Annotated in this window: 19 protein-coding genes; 8 read left to right on the forward strand and 11 right to left on the reverse strand. The window is 63.7% G+C overall.

Features of this window, described 5'->3' with window-relative positions:
* Positions 1–14: 14 nt before the first annotated feature.
* Complete coding sequence (locus NKJ73_RS09335; RefSeq protein ID WP_023677279.1) at positions 15–443, reverse strand: VOC family protein; 429 nt, start codon at positions 441–443, stop codon at positions 15–17.
* 216 nt (positions 444–659) lie between these two features.
* Between NKJ73_RS09335 and NKJ73_RS09340 the strand changes: the two genes are divergently transcribed.
* Complete coding sequence (locus NKJ73_RS09340; protein WP_352569124.1) at positions 660–1,862, forward strand: MFS transporter; 1,203 nt, start codon at positions 660–662, stop codon at positions 1,860–1,862.
* 93 nt (positions 1,863–1,955) lie between these two features.
* Here the strand turns inward: NKJ73_RS09340 and NKJ73_RS09345 are convergent, their stop codons facing one another.
* Positions 1,956–2,858: a sigma-70 family RNA polymerase sigma factor gene (locus NKJ73_RS09345; RefSeq protein ID WP_352569125.1), complete on the reverse strand. Its 903-nt coding sequence runs from the start codon at positions 2,856–2,858 to the stop codon at positions 1,956–1,958.
* A gap of 203 nt (positions 2,859–3,061) precedes the next feature.
* Here NKJ73_RS09345 and NKJ73_RS09350 point away from each other — a divergent pair, with 203 nt between their 5' ends.
* The 7 genes from NKJ73_RS09350 to NKJ73_RS09380 all read left to right on the forward strand — a co-directional run bounded on the left by NKJ73_RS09350 (position 3,062) and on the right by NKJ73_RS09380 (position 12,152).
* The gene (locus tag NKJ73_RS09350; RefSeq protein WP_352569126.1) at positions 3,062–4,468 is read left to right on the forward strand and encodes a DHA2 family efflux MFS transporter permease subunit; all 1,407 of its coding nucleotides are present in this window, start codon (positions 3,062–3,064) and stop codon (positions 4,466–4,468) included.
* 433 nt (positions 4,469–4,901) lie between these two features.
* On the forward strand, positions 4,902–6,098 hold the full coding sequence (locus tag NKJ73_RS09355; RefSeq protein WP_352569127.1) for an acyltransferase family protein: 1,197 nt from the start codon (positions 4,902–4,904) through the stop codon (positions 6,096–6,098).
* A 2-nt stretch (positions 6,099–6,100) separates the two neighbouring features.
* Positions 6,101–7,204, forward strand: coding sequence for a glycosyltransferase family 2 protein (locus NKJ73_RS09360; protein ID WP_352569128.1), 1,104 nt, complete (start codon positions 6,101–6,103; stop codon positions 7,202–7,204).
* Positions 7,205–7,210: 6 nt separating this feature from the next.
* Positions 7,211–8,239 carry a glycosyltransferase family 2 protein gene (locus NKJ73_RS09365; protein ID WP_502896709.1) on the forward strand — a complete coding sequence of 343 codons (1,029 nt, stop codon included), beginning with the start codon at positions 7,211–7,213 and terminating at the stop codon, positions 8,237–8,239.
* A gap of 9 nt (positions 8,240–8,248) precedes the next feature.
* Positions 8,249–10,033 (forward strand): ABC transporter ATP-binding protein, encoded by a 1,785-nt coding sequence (locus tag NKJ73_RS09370; protein WP_352569129.1) that lies wholly within the window; start codon positions 8,249–8,251, stop codon positions 10,031–10,033.
* A gap of 1,085 nt (positions 10,034–11,118) precedes the next feature.
* On the forward strand, positions 11,119–11,334 hold the full coding sequence (locus tag NKJ73_RS09375) for a hypothetical protein (RefSeq protein ID WP_023677289.1): 216 nt from the start codon (positions 11,119–11,121) through the stop codon (positions 11,332–11,334).
* Between the two features lie 113 nt (positions 11,335–11,447).
* Complete coding sequence (locus NKJ73_RS09380) at positions 11,448–12,152, forward strand: SOS response-associated peptidase (protein ID WP_352569130.1); 705 nt, start codon at positions 11,448–11,450, stop codon at positions 12,150–12,152.
* Here the strand turns inward: NKJ73_RS09380 and NKJ73_RS09385 are convergent.
* The 9 genes from NKJ73_RS09385 to NKJ73_RS09425 all read right to left on the reverse strand — a co-directional run bounded on the left by NKJ73_RS09385 (position 12,149) and on the right by NKJ73_RS09425 (position 18,409).
* Positions 12,149–12,409, reverse strand: a complete 261-nt coding sequence (locus NKJ73_RS09385; RefSeq protein WP_023677293.1) for a hypothetical protein — start codon at positions 12,407–12,409, stop codon at positions 12,149–12,151. The genes NKJ73_RS09380 and NKJ73_RS09385 overlap by 4 nt on opposite strands.
* A 3-nt stretch (positions 12,410–12,412) precedes the next feature.
* On the reverse strand, positions 12,413–12,673 hold the full coding sequence (locus tag NKJ73_RS09390; RefSeq protein WP_352569131.1) for a hypothetical protein: 261 nt from the start codon (positions 12,671–12,673) through the stop codon (positions 12,413–12,415).
* A 214-nt stretch (positions 12,674–12,887) separates the two neighbouring features.
* Entirely contained in the window at positions 12,888–13,037 is a 150-nt protein-coding gene (locus tag NKJ73_RS09395; protein WP_023677295.1) for a hypothetical protein, read from the reverse strand.
* Positions 13,038–13,040: 3 nt separating this feature from the next.
* Positions 13,041–13,370 (reverse strand): DUF2934 domain-containing protein, encoded by a 330-nt coding sequence (locus NKJ73_RS09400; RefSeq protein WP_352569133.1) that lies wholly within the window; start codon positions 13,368–13,370, stop codon positions 13,041–13,043.
* 128 nt (positions 13,371–13,498) lie between these two features.
* Positions 13,499–14,134 carry a BA14K family protein gene (locus tag NKJ73_RS09405; RefSeq protein WP_352569134.1) on the reverse strand — a complete coding sequence of 212 codons (636 nt, stop codon included), beginning with the start codon at positions 14,132–14,134 and terminating at the stop codon, positions 13,499–13,501.
* Positions 14,135–14,295: 161 nt separating this feature from the next.
* Positions 14,296–15,057: an ABC transporter ATP-binding protein gene (locus NKJ73_RS09410; protein WP_352458208.1), complete on the reverse strand. Its 762-nt coding sequence runs from the start codon at positions 15,055–15,057 to the stop codon at positions 14,296–14,298.
* Between the two features lie 41 nt (positions 15,058–15,098).
* Positions 15,099–16,097 (reverse strand): ABC transporter substrate-binding protein, encoded by a 999-nt coding sequence (locus tag NKJ73_RS09415; protein WP_352569135.1) that lies wholly within the window; start codon positions 16,095–16,097, stop codon positions 15,099–15,101.
* Between the two features lie 58 nt (positions 16,098–16,155).
* Positions 16,156–17,004 (reverse strand): ABC transporter permease, encoded by an 849-nt coding sequence (locus tag NKJ73_RS09420; RefSeq protein WP_352569136.1) that lies wholly within the window; start codon positions 17,002–17,004, stop codon positions 16,156–16,158.
* Positions 17,005–17,044: 40 nt separating this feature from the next.
* Positions 17,045–18,409: an LLM class flavin-dependent oxidoreductase gene (locus NKJ73_RS09425; protein WP_352569137.1), complete on the reverse strand. Its 1,365-nt coding sequence runs from the start codon at positions 18,407–18,409 to the stop codon at positions 17,045–17,047.
* Between the last annotated feature and the right edge of the window lie 35 nt (positions 18,410–18,444).

Here is an 18,444-nt window from a genome sequence, read left to right on the forward strand (position 1 = left end):
ACCTTTACCGGAAGCTAGAAGGTGATCTTCACTGAATCGGCGCTGCGGCTGGCCGGGCCGTGGTGGACGGCCTCGATGTTGTTGCCGTCGGGGTCGAGCAGGAAGGCGGCGTAATAGCCGGGATGGTAGGATCGTTCGCCCGGCGCACCATTGTCGGTGCCGCCGGCCTCAAGCCCGGCCCTGTAGAAGGCATCGACCATCGCACGGTCCTTTGCCTGGAAGGCCAGGTGGTGGCGGCCGGTCAGCTTTCCCAGGGCCGCCGGGCTGTCGGGGCTGGAGATGAACAGCTCGTCGGCCCAGAAATAATCATTGCCGGCGCCACCGATCGGGATGCCGAGCACGTTGAGAACCGCCTCGTAGAAACGGCGGCTGGCCTTGAGATCCCTGACCACCAGCTGGAGGTGGTCGATGAGACGGCCGCGATGAAGTTCCTGATTTGCCATGCTTGACAGCTCCTGATCGCCGATTGGAAATCTAGCTTCGAATGGTGCGCGGTCAATCCAGAAAGCCGTGGAATGGCGCCATCGCGCCGACTGGATAAAAAATGCAACCGGATTGTCGGATTCAAGACATCTCCAACGTCCTTCGGACGCAAGCGGCTCGGCGAAGCTCGAAAAGGTCGTGCCGTATCAACGCTTCCGACATGGGAGAAAAGTGAAATGAGCCTTCCCTATCGTTGGGTTATCGTCGCGGCTGGCGCACTGATGACCTGTGTTGCCCTCGGGGCGATGTTCTCGCTGGCGATCTTCCTCGAACCGATGGCGCTCGACACACAATGGTCGCGCGCCGGCATATCGAGTGCGATGACGCTGAACTTCCTGGTAATGGGTCTCGGCGGCTTCGCCTGGGGCGCCATTTACGACCGCTTCGGCGCCCGCATCGTCGTCATGACCGGCGCCGTGCTGCTCGGCCTGGCGCTGGTCCTGGCCAGCCGCACCGGTTCGCTGCTCGTTTTCCAGTTGGCCTACGGCGTGCTCGTCGGCCTCGCGGCAAGCGCCTTCTTCGCGCCGATGATCGCGCTGACCTCCGCCTGGTTCGACACGAACCGCAGCCTCGCCGTCTCGCTGGTCTCGGCCGGCATGGGCGTGGCGCCAATGACCATCTCGCCGTTCGCCCGCTGGCTGATTTCGGCCTACGACTGGCGCACCGCGATGTTCGACATCGGCATAACCGCGTGGGTGCTGCTACTGCCGGCCGCGCTTCTGGTGCGCCAGCCGCCCCAACCCGCTGCCGACAGCGCTACCCCAAGCGTTGCCGCCGAGGGTGCCGGCATGACGGTTCCGCAGGCGCTGCGCTCGCCGCAATTCATCGTGTTGGGACTGACCTTCTTTGCCTGCTGCGCGGCGCATTCCGGGCCGATCTTCCACATGGTGAGCTATGCGATGCTGTGCGGCATAGCGCCGATGGCGGCGGTCAGCATCTACAGTATCGAGGGCCTGGCAGGGCTGGGTGGCCGGCTGCTTTACGGCGTGCTTGCCGATCGGTTGGGCGTCAAGCCGGTGCTGATCACCGGGCTGGCCATACAGGCCGTGGTCATCGCCGCCTATCTGGCGGTCAGCGAGCTTGGTCAATTCTACACGCTCGCCGTCATCTTCGGCGCCACCTATGGCGGCGTCATGCCGCTCTATGCGGTGCTGGCGCGGGAATATTTCGGCCAGCGCATCCTCGGCACGGTGTTCGGTGCCGTAACCATGCTGTCCAGCCTCGGCATGGCTTTCGGCCCGCTCGCCGGCGGCATGGTGTTCGATGCCTATGCCAGCTATTCCTGGCTGTTCATCGGCTCGGCCCTTGTCGGGCTTGGCGCGATGGCGATTGCGATCGCCTTCCCGCCGCTGCCGCGCAGGGAGTTGCAACCGGCTTAAAGCAGGATCGGCGGAAAAGGGCGGCCGCTTGGATGGCAAGCGGCCGCGATCCAAAAATAGCTGGCAGTGTTCGGCATTATGAAACGCGAATTGCTATGCAAGCAGAGGCACCACCTCGGCGCCATCAAGCGTGTAGCGCGCATAGCGGAAATCGCGAATTCTCGCCAGTCTGTCGCCGGCCCATTCCAGCAGGATGAAATATTTTAGCCCTCTGGCCGAGTCGTCCGGATCGATCACCAGAATGGCTGGCTGCCGATCCACCAGGCCTGGAAGCAGCCGCCAATCGTGGATACCCGCGTAATTATGGAAGTACCGGCCCACTTTCGTGCGGCCACTCGCCCGGAGCCGGTTGACGAGGTCAAGCCGGACGTCCTCGGCCAGCATGTCGCGGATCGCATCGAAGTCGCGGGCGTTGAACCGCTCTACATAGGCTGCCAGACGCGCCCGTTCGGCCTCGGCCAACACCGGCACAGGCCGATCGTGAGGCTCGCCGGCGACCTGGCGCAGGCGCAAACGGCCGCGATGCAGTGCGGCTTTCACCGCCGGAACGCTGCTGTCGATAATGTTGCCGATCTCTTCGATCGTATAGCCGAGCACATCCATGAGGATGACGCTGCTACGCTGCGCCGCGGGCAGGCGCATGAAAGTCTGCAGGCTTGCGGCTGCAGTGTGTCGACCCTCGGCCGACATACCGGGGTCAGGGATCATATCGATATCCTCAACGACATGCGCGGCATCCAACCTGGCACGACGGCGTAGGTGGTCGAGCGCGGCATTGTGCGCGATGCGAAACAGCCAGCCCTCGACATTGGCTATCGGCCCGGTCCCGGGGAACGCCTCGAGCGCCTTGACCGTAGCTTCCTGGACGACATCCTCGGCATCGATCACCGAACCGGTCATGCGGGCACAATAGCGGTGCAGTTTCGGCCGCAATTCGCCGAGCAGCCGGTCAAATGGCTCCCGTCCTTCTGGGGTGCCGGTTGCGGATCCGGTCATCGCACAAGGGTCGATTTCATGCGTATCTCCCAGGCAGAGGCGCCCGCCATCGGGCGCAGCGTCCTATAGACGCTCGACGATGGCAAAAGGATTCGGTCGAAAAAACTTTCTTTGGCTGGAATCCTTTGGTGGTGCTTCCGCGTCTCTGGATCGTGGGCCCGCGACCTGGCGGGCCCTCTGTTCAAGCCGGAGGCGCCATAGTCATGAGCAAGCAAAGTGCGGGATCAACGAAGGTCTGGGTTCTCGCCCTCACGTCGATAGGCTCCTTGATGGTCGTTCTCGATGCGATGGTTGTGGCGACGGCATTGAGCACGATGCGGGTCGAGCTCGATGCCTCGCTGGAGACGCTGCAATGGACGATGAACGCCTATAATTTGAGTTTTGCCGTCCTGCTCATGACCGGGGCTGCGCTCGGTGACCGGTTCGGCCGCCGCCGTACGCTCGTTGCCGGATTGGCGTTGTTCGTCGCAGCGTCGGTTGCCTGCGCGCTCGCTGGCAATGCCGGATTGCTGATTGCGGCGCGTGCGGTCCAGGGCGCAGGTGCCGCAATGGTCATGCCGCTGGCGATGGCGCTGCTGAGCGTCGCTTTTCCCCCGGAGGAGCGAGGCAAGGCGCTGGGTATCTTCAGCAGCATCACCGGCCTGGCCCTGATCATCGGCCCGATGGCGGGCGGTGCGATTTCCGAAGGCCTCTCCTGGCACTGGATATTCTGGCTCAATGTTCCGGTCGGCATCGTTCTCATCCCGCTGGTGATGCGTCGGATTCCGGAGAGTTACGGGCCGGGCACGGCAATCGATGTCCTCGGCGTCGTCCTGGTAACTGCGGCGGCATTTGGAGTGGTCTGGGGTCTGATGCGCGGCAACATTGTGGGCTGGAGCAGCGCTGAAGTGCTGTCGGCGCTGACGGCCGGGCTGCTTCTGGCCATCGCATTCGTCCTTTGGCAGCTGCGTACCCTTGAGCCCATGCTGCCTTTGCGGTTCTTTCAGGCGCGCGCATTCTCCTCGGGCGTAGGGGCGAACTTCCTGCTCTGCGCCGCCATGTACGGGCTCGTGTTCCTGTTGCCGCAGTTTCTGCAGTTTGCCCAGAGCCGTGAGCCGTTCGGCGCCGGCATGGGATTGCTGCCTTGGACCGCGACGCTTTTCGTGGTCGCACCGATCTCCGGCAGCCTGATCAACCGCGTCGGCGAGCGCTGGCTTGTCGTGGCCGGACTGATCCTGCAAGCGGCTGGAATGGCCTGGCTGGCGCAGATCGCCGCACCTGATCTGCCCTACGTTCAGCTAGTCGCCCCGCTGATCATTACCGGTGCCGGCGTGTCGATGGCAATGCCTGCCGCGCAGAATGCGGTTCTCAATGCGGTCGCCCGGCCGGAGGTCGGCAAGGCTGCCGGCACGTTCAACACATTCCGCTTCCTCGGCGGCGTATCCGGGATCGCCATCGCCGGTGCGGTGTTCGCCGGCACCGGAAGCTTCGCATCCGCCGACGCGTTCAGCGATGGCTTCATCTCGGCAATCGACGTCTCCGCTCTGCTCTCGCTCGCCGGCGCGCTCGTCGGATTGGGGCTCCCGGAGCGTCGCGCAGTGGCGCTCGCGAATGCCAGCAAGGAGGCGTAACTCGAAGGCGGGAAGCTTGCGCTTGTTCCCACTGTTGTCGCGCTAACAGCAGCCGCGCCAGCGCAGCAAAAAGGTCGTCGAGCGTCGGTTGCCGGCCGGTCCTGTGGCGGGAGCATCTGTGTCCAGACCCAGATCTTGCGCCCGTGATGGCGGCGAACATGCTGCATCGCAGCACCCTGTCGCCGATATCGGCGGGCCAAGGCAGTGCGAGAAAATCGTCAAGAATGGACAATTCAGGCTGTTCCTGCTGTTTTTTGGCTTTTATTAGTCGCGCCTCACGTTCCTGTTTCAAATGTGTCAACTTTTTGTGTTGCGTTGCACAATGGTGGTCCTATTCTGCGCAAGGGGGGCGCTTCCGATTGGAATGCGCCGTGAACGAAGCCGCTATATTGACCGATTGGCAGTTTCGCTGTCCCGCCGGCGTATGCCGCTAATGGGAAATGCGCGCGACACCCAATTGGACGCGCTGAGGGCCATCGCCGTGACGATGGTGCTGTACGCCCACTTCTTCGCGGCTGGAGGGTCCTCGTTCTGGGGCCATATCGGCGTGCGCCTGTTCTTCGTGCTGAGCGGCTTTCTGATCACCCGCCTGCTGCTCGAAGCCCGCTCGGCCGCCGAATTCGAAACCGGACCGGCGCTGAAATCCTTCTATATCAGGCGGGCGCTGCGAATATTCCCGCCCTATTTCGCCGTGCTGGGTTTCGTCTGGCTGATGGACCTGGAGCAGTCCAGAGGATCGCTGGCCTGGCATGCCCTCTATCTGTCGAATTTCTGGTACGCGGCGCAGAATGAATGGACGCCCTGGCTGCTCTGCCATTTCTGGAGCCTGAGCATCGAGGAGCAGTTCTATATCGCCTGGCCGCTGATCGTCCTGCTGGCGCCGCGCCAGCGCCTCGAAGCGATCTGCATCGGCGTGATCGTGCTGTCGCTGGCCTACCGGTTTTATTGGCCGATCGCGGGAACGCCCGGTTTGGCGCGCGACCTGCTGCCGCCGGCGTCGATGGATGCATTGGCGTCAGGCGCGCTGCTTGCCGCTTACCGGTCAAGAACAGCCGGCTTGCCGCAATGGCTTCGAGCTGCCTGGCCGGGGCTCGCGGTGGCGTTTTTCGTTCTGCAGTGGTTTGCGCCGGCGCCGGCAAATCCGGTGCAGGAATGGGGCCTCTGGCTGCTGTTGCAGATCCTGCCTGTCGCGCCTCTGGTGGTCATCGTTGCAAGCTGTTCAGCGGGCATTGGCGGTCGCGTCGGAAAACTTCTCGAACTGCCGCCGCTGCTTGGCCTTGGCCGCATCAGCTACGGCGTCTATCTCTACCATCCCATAGTGCTGGCTCTGGTCGTCAAGTCGCAGCCCTGGATCCCGCTCAACGTCTCGGAACAAGGGCCGGGACGGTTCCTGGTCGCGGGAACGGCGACGCTCATGCTGGCCTCGGTCTCGTGGCTGCTTTTCGAGAAGCCGCTCAACAGCCTCAAACGCCACTTCCCCTATGTTGCTCGAAAGGGCCGCGGCGCCATCCCGGCAGGCATCGACGTGGGCAATGCCGGATGGCTCGCGGCGGGAGCATATCCGGGCAGGCCGCTTGATGGTGGCACGTCACCCTTGCCGCGCAAGCTGCAGCGAACCGATCGGAGCTGATCATGGCTGCTCCCTTGGTGTCCGTCGTGCTGCCGATCTACAATGCCGGACCTTATCTCGCCGCTGCGCTGGGCAGCATCCTGCGGCAAGATTACGAGCGTCTGGAGGTCATCGCCATCGATGACGGCTCGACCGACAACTCGCTGCAGATCCTGCAGAAATACCGCCAGGCCGACAATCGCATCTCGATCATCTCACGCGAAAACCGTGGCCTGATTGCAACTTTGAACGAAGGCCTGGCCGTGGCCCGCGGCGATCTGGTCGCCCGGATGGACGCCGACGACATCGCCTATCCCCGGCGCCTGTCGCGTCAGGTCGCGCTGTTTAGTCAACAACCTGACCTCGCGCTGTGCGGCGCAGGCTTCGATACCTTGCTCGGCGACCGCATCGTCAGGGGTTCGCCCGATCCGATATTCCAGGACAACATCCTGCGAATACTGTCAATGTTCTTCACGATCTTCATGCATTCCACGGTCGTCTACAACAGGAAGGTCATCGAAGAGAGCGTTCTATTTTATGACGAAAGCTACAAGCATGCCGAGGATTTCGACCTGTTCAGGCGGCTGACCGACCGCTACCCGGCGGCCATGATCCCCGAAAGCCTGATCGCCTATCGTATCCATGACGACAGCGTGACCAACAGGCACAAGCGCGAAATGCGCAGGACCCATTTGAAGATCGTCGCCGAGAACCTCGAGCGCGAAGGGCTCGCACAAGAGACGCAAGGCCTCCGCGACATCGGTGAGGTCCTGTCGATGGACACGGTTCGCCGTGCCGCCGAATGGATCCTTGCGCTGGAAGAAAGGATTTCCGCACTGCCGGCCGAGACGAGGCCGAGCTACCAGGCCGGCACGCTGAACCTGTTCTATTTCCTCTACCAGCTGATATCGGGGGAAAGGCAGCCGCTGCTGATGCACGAATTCCTGACGCGGACGGCGAAATGGAAACTCATCCGGCGGCGCGAGCAGTACGTGTTTCGCACCGGTGCCTTCGCGCCGCGCTTCAGTCTCGCCTCGATGTCGGTCACCAGGCAGGTGGATGCCTTGTCGCGGTATCTGCAATCCGTGCCGGCCGCGGCGGTTTTGCCTTTCCTTGAGTTGAGCTAGCAACGCATGTTCGTCAAATCGCATCAGCTCCAGCAGCGCGGCCGCTCGACGGTGCCGGCGGCCATGTCGCCCCGGCCGCAGCACGGGCCGGCACCGGAGGTCAGCTTCATTGTCTGCACACGCGACCGCGTCAACGTGCTCGAGCCTTGCATAAAGTCGATCCAGGCCGCGTGCCGCGCCTACGCTGCCTTCTCTGCCGAACTGGTGGTTGTCGACAACGGTTCGACCGACTGCACAGCCAAACGGCTGGCCAGCATCGCCGAACTGTCGGACATCCCGTTCACGGCCATTTGCGAGCCGCGACCCGGATTGGCGGCCGCGCGCAACGCGGGGCTGGAGCGGGCGCGGGGACGCGTGCTGGTCTTCGTCGACGATGATTGCGCTGTCCACAAGGATTATCTGCGCGATCTGCAGCGGCACTATGCGGCCGGCGAACGGGTCATCCGCGGTGGCCGCGTCGAGATCGGCGATCCTCGCGACCTGCCGTTCACCATCAAGCGGTCGCCGGTGCGCGCGCGGCTTACGCCGGATGTCCATCCCGGCGGCTTCGTGCTTGGCTGCAACATGACGATGCACCGCGATGTTGCCGCCCGCATCGGCCGTTTCGACGAACGGTTCGGCGCCGGCGGCCCGCTGCGCTCCGCCGAGGATACGGACTATCTGGTGCGGGCGGTGCTGCTTGGGATTCCGGTCGAATATGTGCCCGACATGACTATCTATCACCATCACGGCCGGCGCGACCGCAAGGCCATCGAAAAGCTGCACCGCGACTACAGCATGGGCAATGGCGGGCTTTGCCTGAAACATATCCGCCACGCGCCGTGGCTGCTTCGGCATTGCTACTGGTCGATGAGGGCGGCCTTGCGCGAACTGGTGAAAGGCCCTCTGTTCGACCGTGAACTCAAGCTGTCGCACTGGCCGATCGTCGGCATGAATTTGCTCGGCGCAGCCAAATTCGCGGTGCTTTTGCTGGCGAAATCGCCGCAGCCGGCGCAGATGCGACAGGAGCAACAGGCAAATGCCGAGGCGAGGTGATCCGCCACCATGCGATTGATGCCGCCCAGCCTGCCGATGCTGCGCCGCGCGCTCGGAAGAAAGCAGTTGCGCCTGCTTCCTGCCGTGGTGGTGCTCGGGCTGCTCAGCGCCGCGCTTGAAGGCTTCGGCATCGGCCTGATCATTCCGTTGCTGAAACTAATCATGGGGCAAGGGCAGACCGGCATGGCCGGCTTCTCCGCCGTCTTCCAGCATGTCGGATCGAGCCTGAGCGAGCGCGACCGGCTGATCGTCATATCGGTCGCCATCCTCGGCTCGATCGTGCTGAAGAACCTGTTCGCCTACGCCAATACGCTGCTGACCACCTTCATCTATGGCAAGGCCAGTCATTCGATCCGCAGCGCGCTGTCGGAGCAGCTGCTTAGGGTAGGCTATCCGTTCTTCCTGCAGCAAAGCCCGGGACGGCTGCTCAACATCATCTCCAACGAATCCTGGCGGGCCTCGGATGCCATCCAGATCACGCTGGGGGCAATCGTCAACGCATCGGCCGCAATCATCCTCCTGACCTTCCTGCTGCTCCTGTCGTGGCAGATGACGCTGCTGGTGACGCTGGGCCTGGCGCTGGTCCAGGTCGCGCACGCCGTGCTGTCGGCCAATCTGAAGGCGCCGAGCCGCAGCGTCGCCTCCCGCAACAGCCAGCTCGCATCGCAGATGCTGCATCTGGTGCATGCCGGGCGGCTGATCCGCATCTTCGGCCAGGAGCAACGCGAGAAGGCGGCATTCGACCAGGCATCGGATGCGGTGCGCCGGGCGGCGTTCGTGCTTTTGACGCGTCAGGGAGCTTTGCCGCCGCTGACCGAGGTTCTGCACGCCATGCTGTTCCTGGCGGTGGTGATCGGCGCCTGGTTCGCCAATGTTTCCTTCCCGCTGATCGTCGCCTTCGTCATCCTGCTCTACAGGCTGCAGCCCTATATGCGGTCGCTGCAAATGGCCTGGAGCCAGCTGCAGGGCCTGAGCGGATCGCTTGAAGAGGTGACGTGGATGCTGGACCCATCCGGCAAGCCCGCGCCGCCGCAAGGCAGCGCAGCGTTCCCTGGGCTCAGCCAAGGCATCAAATTCGAGGACGTCACCTTTACCTATTCTGGTTCGGAACAGCGCGCGGTGGTGCTGCATGCGGCGAGCTTCGACATCCGCAGCGGCCGCTCGACCGCGCTGATCGGCCGCTCGGGCGCCGGCAAGACTACGATCGTCAATCTTTTGTGCCGCTTCGTCGAACCGGATAGCGGCAGGATCCTCGTTGATGGATCGCCTCTGGACCGCATCGACCCCAGCCAATGGCGAAAGCACATCGCGCTCGCCAGCCAGGAGCTGGAGCTGGTCGACGGCACGATTTTCGACAACATCATCTACGGCCAGGACGCGGCCTCGGCCGACGACGCCGAGCGCGCCGCAAGGCTGGCCGAAGCCCATGACTTCATCGAGCAACTGCCGCAAGGCTACCGGACGGTCGTCGGCTACCGCGGCGTCAATCTTTCAGCGGGACAGCGACAGCGGATCGCGCTGGCCAGAGCGCTGGTGCGCGATCCCGATATCCTCATCCTGGACGAAGCCACCAATGCGGTGGACGGCCTGTCGGAGGCGGCAATCGTCGAGACGCTGAAGTCGCGCGCCGGCCGCCGCACCACCATCGTCATCAGCCATCATCGCAGCACCATTTCGTTCTGCGACGACGTCGTGATCCTGAGCCACGGCCGCGTGAAAAAGCAGGCGCCGTTCGCCGCGCTTGCGACGCTCAGCATGGACGAGCTTTACCAGCACGAGGCGCTGGAAGGCTGAGGGCGACCCCGCTGCGTGCGCGCGCTGGGAGGTCGTCTCGGATGTCAAGCCAGGTCAAGCATCTCAGGGGCAAGGAAGACCTCCGCCATACGTCTCTACGGGATTTCTGGGATGATGAGTGATCCCGAGCTTACCCGCTTTTCATCTGGAGCGTACAGAACCAAGGGTCCGCCTGCCAAATCCAGCAATGGCGGCGGACCCTAATCAGCGCATGAAGGGACTGATTCTGCGCCGATGTCTCCTCGAGGAGGTGACGCCATCAACTGAAGACGGGCGCAGTTGTTCCCGACGCCGGCCGTACACAAGACCATTGCGCAGGCAGGTCAGACTTAGGTCCCTGTAAACGCGCATCGCTGGCTGGAGTGAACATCGGATCGGCTCGGTGGTAGCGAAACTTCGGCCGGAGATAGATGCAGCCATTGGGTTCCGGGGCATGACCGGCTCGGCGCTGATGATGGGCGGCGATCGATCCCCGCACGACTGATGCCGAGGGGCGCTTGCATTCCTGCGGAATACGCATCCACCGGCGCCAGTGAAGTTGTCCAAGCGGTACGGGCTCAGCGGTCGTCAAGCTGTTGCTAATATGCAGCACACGCAGCGCTCTATGAACGGCGTCGCTTGGAACCGCTACCTCCGACCAACCGTTAGTGTCACAATGACAAACCAAAAAGTGAGGCTGATGATGGACCCGCTGCAAAACAACACGTTGGAGATCTGGTGTCTTGCGGCCGTTCCGCTGTCGCTGCTCCTTACGGTGTTATTAGCCGGATTTATCCTTTAGCCGGACCCAAAGAGGCCGGCTGCGGACCGGGGCCTGGAAGATGAAAATGCCGGCCATTTAGGCACGCTAGGCGTCGCGGACACCTCGTAGCACCAGGCCGTGGCAGCCTTTCCAACATTGCCATCATAATCGGCTCTTTCGACCGGTCCGGTCGGCGGCGATTGCTCGCAGGCCCGTTGCGAGGGCGAGCATGCGAGCTCGTACGTTTTTTACACAATCTCTGATTGGTGGACTCGCCCGCCGCCATCGACGTTAATTTTGCGTTAGCGACAGGAGGGGGGAGATCGCTAACGGGAGGAAGAAAATGAAAGAAAACTACGATCTGACGATCGACTACGACGAACCTTACGACAACAAGCCTTACGATCTAGCCACATTCGCAAGGAAGCACGGGCTCAACATTCGAGCCGCCGAGCTTCTTCTTTTCGCCAAAGGCCCGTCTCGAGCGGCCTGCGATGCCGCGGCGAGGGCTTTTCTCGCGGCGGTAGCCGCACAAGCTATGAGACAATCGGCGCGGTAGGTCTCACAAAGCCATTGCTGACACGGCCTGCCGTGTCAGCAACCCAACGGACAGCGCTGGAAATTCCAGGCCGTTTCCAACAAGATGCCTGAGCATCCGGGAACGGCCTGAAAATGTGCAATCTCTACAACATCACGACCAGCCAGGAGGCTATCCGCCAGTGGACCCGCGCCTTGCGCGACATCCTCGGCAATCTCGAACCCTCCATCGACATCTATCCCAACCAGCCCGGCCCGGTGGTGCGCAACGCGCCGGACGGCGAACGCGAATTGGCCAATCTGCTGTGGGGCATGCCGACGCCACTGGAGCGGGTCAAGGGCAAGGCCGACTACGGCACCACTAATATCCGCAATCCGCAATACGGCCACTGGCAGCAATATCTCGGCATCGAGAACCGCTGCGTGGTGCCCGTCACCAGCTTCGCCGAGCCCAGCCCGACGCCCGGCGACAAGGACCCCGAGACCGGCATTCAGCGCAACTACTGGTTTGCACTCGGCGAGGACCGCCCGCTATTCTTCTTTGCCGGCCTGTGGACGCGCTGGCATGGCCTTCGCAAGGTCAAGGACCGCCCTGCCGATCACCAGGTCTATGGCTTCATGACGACCCAGCCCAACGCGCTGGTCGCGCCGATCCACGAAAAGGCAATGCCGGTGATCCTGGCCACGCCGGAAGAAACCGAGACCTGGCTGACGGCGCCATGGTCCAAGGCAAGGCATCTGCAGCGCACGGCGCCCGATGATGCGCTGGTGATCGTCGACAAGCCGGCGACGCAGATCAAGTTTCCGCAACAGGCGCCGGTGCAAGGCTCATTATTTTAGCGCTTGAACTTCTGCAGCACCCAGATGTAGCCCTTTGGCGGATGATCCTGGTCGATGAACTGCGTCTTCACCGTCGTGTCCTTGCGGCTGCATCGCTTGCACCTGAACCTGATCGCTTCCAGCGGCTTGTTCCAGCCCACCACCTGGGCCACGTCATTCGCCCTGAACCGTCCGACATGGTAGCAATGGCCGCACTCCACGATGAGCAGCATGTTGGCCTTGGCGGCACGCCCAACGCTGTCCATCGGCCCGGCCATGGCTCATTTCCGGGTCGAGTAATCCTCGGGCAGCGGAAGCAGGCCAAGCTCCGCCATCCGGTAATCAGGCTCCTTCTCCGCGACGCTGGCCAGCACCCCGTGCAATTTCTCGAGAAGCCCGCAAAGCTGCCAGAACAGCTCGCCATGCGCCTTCAGATGCAGCTGCGACGACAGCACCGTCTTGCGCAGGCTCAAAGCGTCCCTGATGATCGCCTCCGCATCCCTCGCCGACAGCCTGTCAAACCGGCTTTTTCGTCTGCCCATTGCGGCTCTCCTCGATTTGTGAGCAACCGCCCCGCCTACTGACAAATAGGAAGGCATTCCTCGCAGAGTCAATTCGCTCTTGACATTTTTGTTCCCGTTTTGTTCAATTTCAACAGGAACGCTGGAGGCACCGCCAAGGACCACATCGTGACGCTGGACAGCCGCCAGGAGGCCGCCCTCCGGCGCGGCTGCCTGGGAAGCGACAGCACTCCCCTCAATGCCTCTTGAAATACTGCACCTCGCGTTCGTGCTTTTCGGCGGCCTCGCGGGTATCGAAGGTGCCGAGATTGCGGCGCTTGCCGGTCTTTTCGTCCTTCTTGCGCGAATAGAGGCGGTATTTTCCGTCTTTGAGTTTTCTGATCATCTGTCACTCCCCGAGCCGCTGCTTCCCCTTAAGGTTGCGCGCGGCTTGTTCGATAGCCGCCCTGTCGTTTCCCGGCCTGTCGATCAGCTCCTGCGCCTGTTCGCCCGATATGCCGGTGCGCACCGCCAGGGCCTCCACCGTCAAAACGTCGGAGCTCGCGACCTCGCGGGTTTCCGGCAGGGCATCGCCTGCCGTCAGTGGCAGGGCTGCCTCCCTGTCGATCTCGGCCTCGGCCTGGTGCCAGTGCCGCTCGGGATCGCCATGGATCCCGCCTTCGCGTTCCCAGATCTGGTATGCGCGCTCACGAATCTTGTCTTCCCGGTCGTCGCCCATGTTGATTTCTCCTTTGGGTATCGGATGAACGCCGCGCCAACCCGAACGATCCAAGAAATCTGCGTGATCGTTGGGTGGGGTCGCACAAGGCGCCATGCACTGCGGCCGCCAGCCACCCCCCGGCCTGCCTACTCGCACTGCCTGCGCGGCCCCCCGGAATATGGCTGATAGCTGTTGTCCTCCGGTCGATATGACCGGTAGCGGCTGAAGCAGTATTGGACGTGATCGGATGAGAGCTCGGCGGCGCCGGTTTCGTCCGATGGCGGGTAGCCCTCCACTGACGACCTATCGCTCGCCTCGAAATAGCTGCCGTCATCGGCGGCGCCGGTGTCGAGATAGGGCGAGATGCAGGGGCGCTGTTGTCCGCTGTAGGACGTGTAGCGGTTGTCGTCCGGCCGGTAGGAGCGGTAGCGGCTGGCGCACCATTCGACATGGGCGGCGGGTAGCGTCTGCTGCTCTTTCACCACCGGCTTGATGGAGCCGGTGGTGTCGGGTGTCGAAGCTGCTGCGGTGTCGGCGGGTTTCGCGGTGCGATCAACTTCCGAGGTGCGAACGGGGACCGGGCGGGCCGGGAGGCGCTCGAGGCGCTGCGCGGCCGGGTTCACCGGTCGCGGGTCCTTGGCCCACAGTTCGGCGACGCTGGAGACCGGGGCGGCCGGCCGTACCGGCTTGGCTATTAGAAGCCAGGTGGCGAAGGCGAGGCCGCTGGCGAATACGGCAAGCGTCAGCACGAAGCCGCCAAAGATTGCGAACAAAGCTTTCATGCCGCGCTCCTTCGCCTCCCGGTTAAGGAAATGCGGGGGCGGGGAATCCGGTTCCAGGAAAGCGCGGGGCAGGGGCACTCAAAGAGCCTCTCCGTCTCGCCTACACCGCGACACCTCTCACCGCTTCGCGGAGCGAGGAACCAAGGCCTCTTAGGCGGCTTTCAGTGCAGGCCGAATTCGCGCAGCAGTTCCTCGCGGTAGCGTACGAAACGGCTTTCGCTGCGCTCGCGCGGGCGGGGCAGGTCGATGTCGATCAGCCGCGCCGCGCCGCCTTTCTCCTTGGGCAGGATCAGCACCCGGTCGGCAAGGTAGATCGCTTCCTCGAGGTCGTGTGTCACCATCACCATGGTGACGTTCTCCTCGCTCCAGATGCGCGCCAGTTCCTCCTGCATGCCGATCTTGGTCATGGCGTCGAGCGCGCCCAGCGGCTCGTCAAGCAGCAGGATTTCCGGCTGCACGGTCAGCGCGCGGGCAATGCCGACGCGCTGCGCCATGCCGCCCGACAGCTGCCTTGGAAACGCATCGCTGAATTCGGCGAGGCCGACGAGCGCGATATAGAAGCGCGCCCGTTCCTCGGCCTCGGCCTTGGGCACGCCGCGCACTTCGAGGCCGAAGGCGACATTGCCGAGCACCGTCAGCCAGGGCAGCAGGCGCGGTTCCTGGAAAATCACCGCACGCTCGGCACCGACGCCGTGCACTGGCTTGCCGTCGATGGCGACGCCGCCGCTGTCGGCAGCCTCCAGCCCCGCAAGTATGCGCAGCAGCGTGGTCTTGCCCGATCCGCTGGCGCCGACGATGACAAGGCATTCGCCCGAGCGGATGTCGAGGTTGAGGGTCCTCAGCACGGCAAGCGAGCGCCCGCCGATGCTGAAGGATTTGGACAGGCCGCGTATGCTGACCTCACCGCCGCTTGTGCCGCTCATCGCGCTAGCCTCCCACCTGATTGTCTTGCCGGTTGGCTTTGTCAGTTGGTCTTGGTTTCGCCGGGCCGGTAGAGGATGTCCGCTGCCTTCAGCTTACCCTTTGGCAGGCGGCCGTCGCGCTCGAGCACGCTGACCCAGAAGTCGATGTCGCGATCCGTCGCCTTGGCCCCTTGGCGCAGCCCGAAGCCGGTCCAGTAGCGCGCCAGCTCGCCGTTTTCGCCGCGCTTGTCGAGGATGTTTGCCAGCACCTTGCGCGCTTCGTCGGGGTTCTGCAGCGACCAGTCAGAGGCGCGCGCCGATTGCTCGACGAAATTGCGGGCGGCATCGGGATGCGCGGCGATGAAGTCGCGCCTGAGCACGACGAAGCCGCCGGCCAGCTCGCCCAGCACGTCGGTGTCGTTGAACACGCCACGCACACCGCCATTGTCGACGAGGGCGCCGGCAAACGTCGCCTGCCAGTAGCCCAGCGCCGCGATGTCGACCTGGCGGGAGCGCAAGGTCTGCTCGAGCTGCGGTCCGGGCACGACGACGAGATTGGCGGCGTCCGGCGACAGGCCGACGCTGTGCAGCGCCTCGCGCACGGTGTAGTCGAGATGGGCGCCGAGCGTGTTGACGGCGATGGTCTTGCCGGCAATGTCGGCGATCGATTTGATCGGGCTGTCGTCGAGCACGTAGAAGACGCTGCGCACCTTGCTGTTGATGCCGTTGCTCGGATAGACGGCGACGAAGTCGTTGCCGCCGGAGATCGAATTGATCACGGCTGCGGTTGCAGCCGAGCCGATATCGACGCTGCCGGAGGCCAGCGCAAACAATGATTCCGGGCCGCCGCCGGAATAGCCGACATTCTCGACCTCGATACCGAGGCCTTTGAAATAGCCGAGCTCGCCGGCCAACTCATGCGGAGAGATGCTGCCACGGCTGGCGAGGGAGCGGAACTTCACTGGTGCCGCTTCGGCAAAGGCGAAGCGCGGCAGGCCGGCGGTGAGAAGGCCGGCGGCGAAGGGCGCGCCGGCAAGCAGGGAACGGCGGGTGATTTTCATGGTCCGGGTCTTTCCTGATTTGAGTTCTGGCCTGGTTGAGATTGGTAAGGGCGGGTGGTCAGTCGACGGCATTGCTCCAGCGGCAGAGCCGGCGCTGCAGGCTGACCAGCGCCTGGTTGGCGATCAGGCCGAGACCGGCGAGGATGACGATTGCCGCAAACATCAGCGGGATCTGGAAGTTGTACTGCGCGTTCATCACCTGAAAGCCGATGCCCTTGTTGGCGCCGATCATTTCGGAGGCGATCAACAGCAGTAGCGCCGTGGTGGCGCTGAGCCTCAGTCCGACGAAGATCGAGGGCACAGCGCCGGGCAGCACGACGCGGCGGAAGACGGTGAGCTGCCTGGCGCCATAGACGCGGGCCATCTCCAGCAGTTTCGGATCGACCTGCTTGACGCCGCCGATGGTGTTGAGCAGCAGCGGGAACAGCGTCGCCCAGAAGATGACGAACACCTTGGAGGCTTCGCCGAGCCCAAGCAGCAGGATGAACACCGGATAGAGCGCCAGCGCCGAGGTCTGGCGGAAGACCTGCAGGATGGGATCGAGAGCGGTCTCGACGGCGCGCACCTGGCCCATGAACAGGCCAAGCGGGATGGCGACCAGCACGGCGGCCGCGAAAGCGAGACCGGCGCGCTGCAGGCTGATGGCGATGTCGCCGAGCAGAGTGCCGCCGGCCAGCCCCTTCCAAAGTGCTGCGACAATCATGTCGATCGGCGGCAGCACGGCCGCGTTGACCCAGCCGGCGCTGCTCGACACTTGCCAGATTGCGAGGAAAGCGATGAGGACGCCGTAGCGTGACAGGAAGCGGATGCCCGCCCGGCCACCGAGGCGCAGGAAGTCGGTGCCGAGGCTCGTCGTGCTGTCACGCGTGCCGAGGCTGGCGGCCTGTTCGATGTGCTGCAAGGTCATCGTCTTGCCTCTCGCTTCGAGGGTAGTGGGCTTCTCGGGATTATTCGGCGGCCAGCACCGCCGAGCGGGCGGCGGTCCAGGGGTTTTCCGGCCGCCTGAGGCCGAGGTTCTCGCGCAGGGTCCTGCCTTCATAGGCGGTGCGGAACAGGCCTCGGCGCTGCAGTTCGGGGATCACCAGCTCGACGAAGTCGTCGAGCCCGCCGGGCAGCCAGGGCGGCAGGATGTTGAAGCCGTCGGCGGCTTCGTCGCCGAACCATTCCTCCAGCCGATCGGCGACCTGCGTGGCGCTGCCGATGACGGTATAATGGCCGCGGGCCGTTGCCACCCATTGGTAGAGCTGTCGGATGGTGAAGTTGTGCTCGTCGGCAATCTGGCGGATCAGCGCTTGGCGGCTCTTCATGCCTTCGGTCTCCTTGCTCGGCGGCAGCGGTCCATCGAGCGGATAGCCGGTGATGTCGAGCGTCTGGCCGGCCAGCCCGTTGAGCAGGGCGACGCCGTCTTCGGGCAGGATGAGATCGTTCAGCTGCTGGTACTTGGCGCGCGCTTCTTCTTCGGTGCGGCCGACGAAGGGTGCCACGCCCGGCATGATCAGCACCTGCTCGCGATCGCGGCCGACGGCCGTCACGCGCGCCTTGATATCGCGATAGAATTCCTGCGCCGACGCCAGGTTCTGATGGGCGGTGAAGATGACTTCCGCCGAGTGGGCGGCGAGCTTGCGACCGTCTTCCGATTGCCCCGCCTGCACCACGACCGGATGCCCCTGCACCGGGCGCGGCACGTTGAGCGGCCCTTTCACGCTGAAATGCGCGCCCTTGTGGTCGATGTCGTGGAGCTTGTCCTTGTCGTAGAAGCGCCCCGATTTCTTGTCGCGGATGAAGGCATCGTCCTCCCAGCTGTCCCACAGCGCCTTGACCGTCTCGACGTGCTCATGCGCGCGGGCATAGCGCTCGGCGTGGGCAGGCTGCGTCTCGCGATTGAAGTTGCGCGCGGTTTCGTCGCCGGCCGAGGTGACGACGTTCCAGCCGGCGCGGCCATTCGACAGATGATCGAGCGAGGCGAATTTGCGGGCGAGCGTGTAGGGCTCCTCGTAGGTGGTCGAGGCGGTAGCGATGAAGCCGAGATGCGTGGTGAGCGGCGCCAGCGCTGCAAACAGCGTCACTGGCTCGAAGCCGGCGATCTTGGCATTGCCGCCTTCGCGGGCGCCGAGCCCGACCGTCAGATTGTCGGCGAGGAAATAGGCATCGAACAGGCCGCGCTCGGCGGTCAGGGCGAGCTGCTTGTGGAACTCGAAATTGGTGGCGCCGTCGGCCGGCGCCTCGGGGTGGCGCCAGGCGGCGATATGTTGTCCGCCGCCGGGCAGGAAAGCGCCCAGTTTGATTTGCCTGGATTTGGTGGATCTGGTCATCGCGGCGTGCTCCTGGACGGATCGGAAAGGGGATC

Source organism: Mesorhizobium sp. M0074 (assembly GCF_040322975.1).
In the GTDB taxonomy this organism is placed as follows: Bacteria; Pseudomonadota; Alphaproteobacteria; order Rhizobiales; family Rhizobiaceae; genus Mesorhizobium.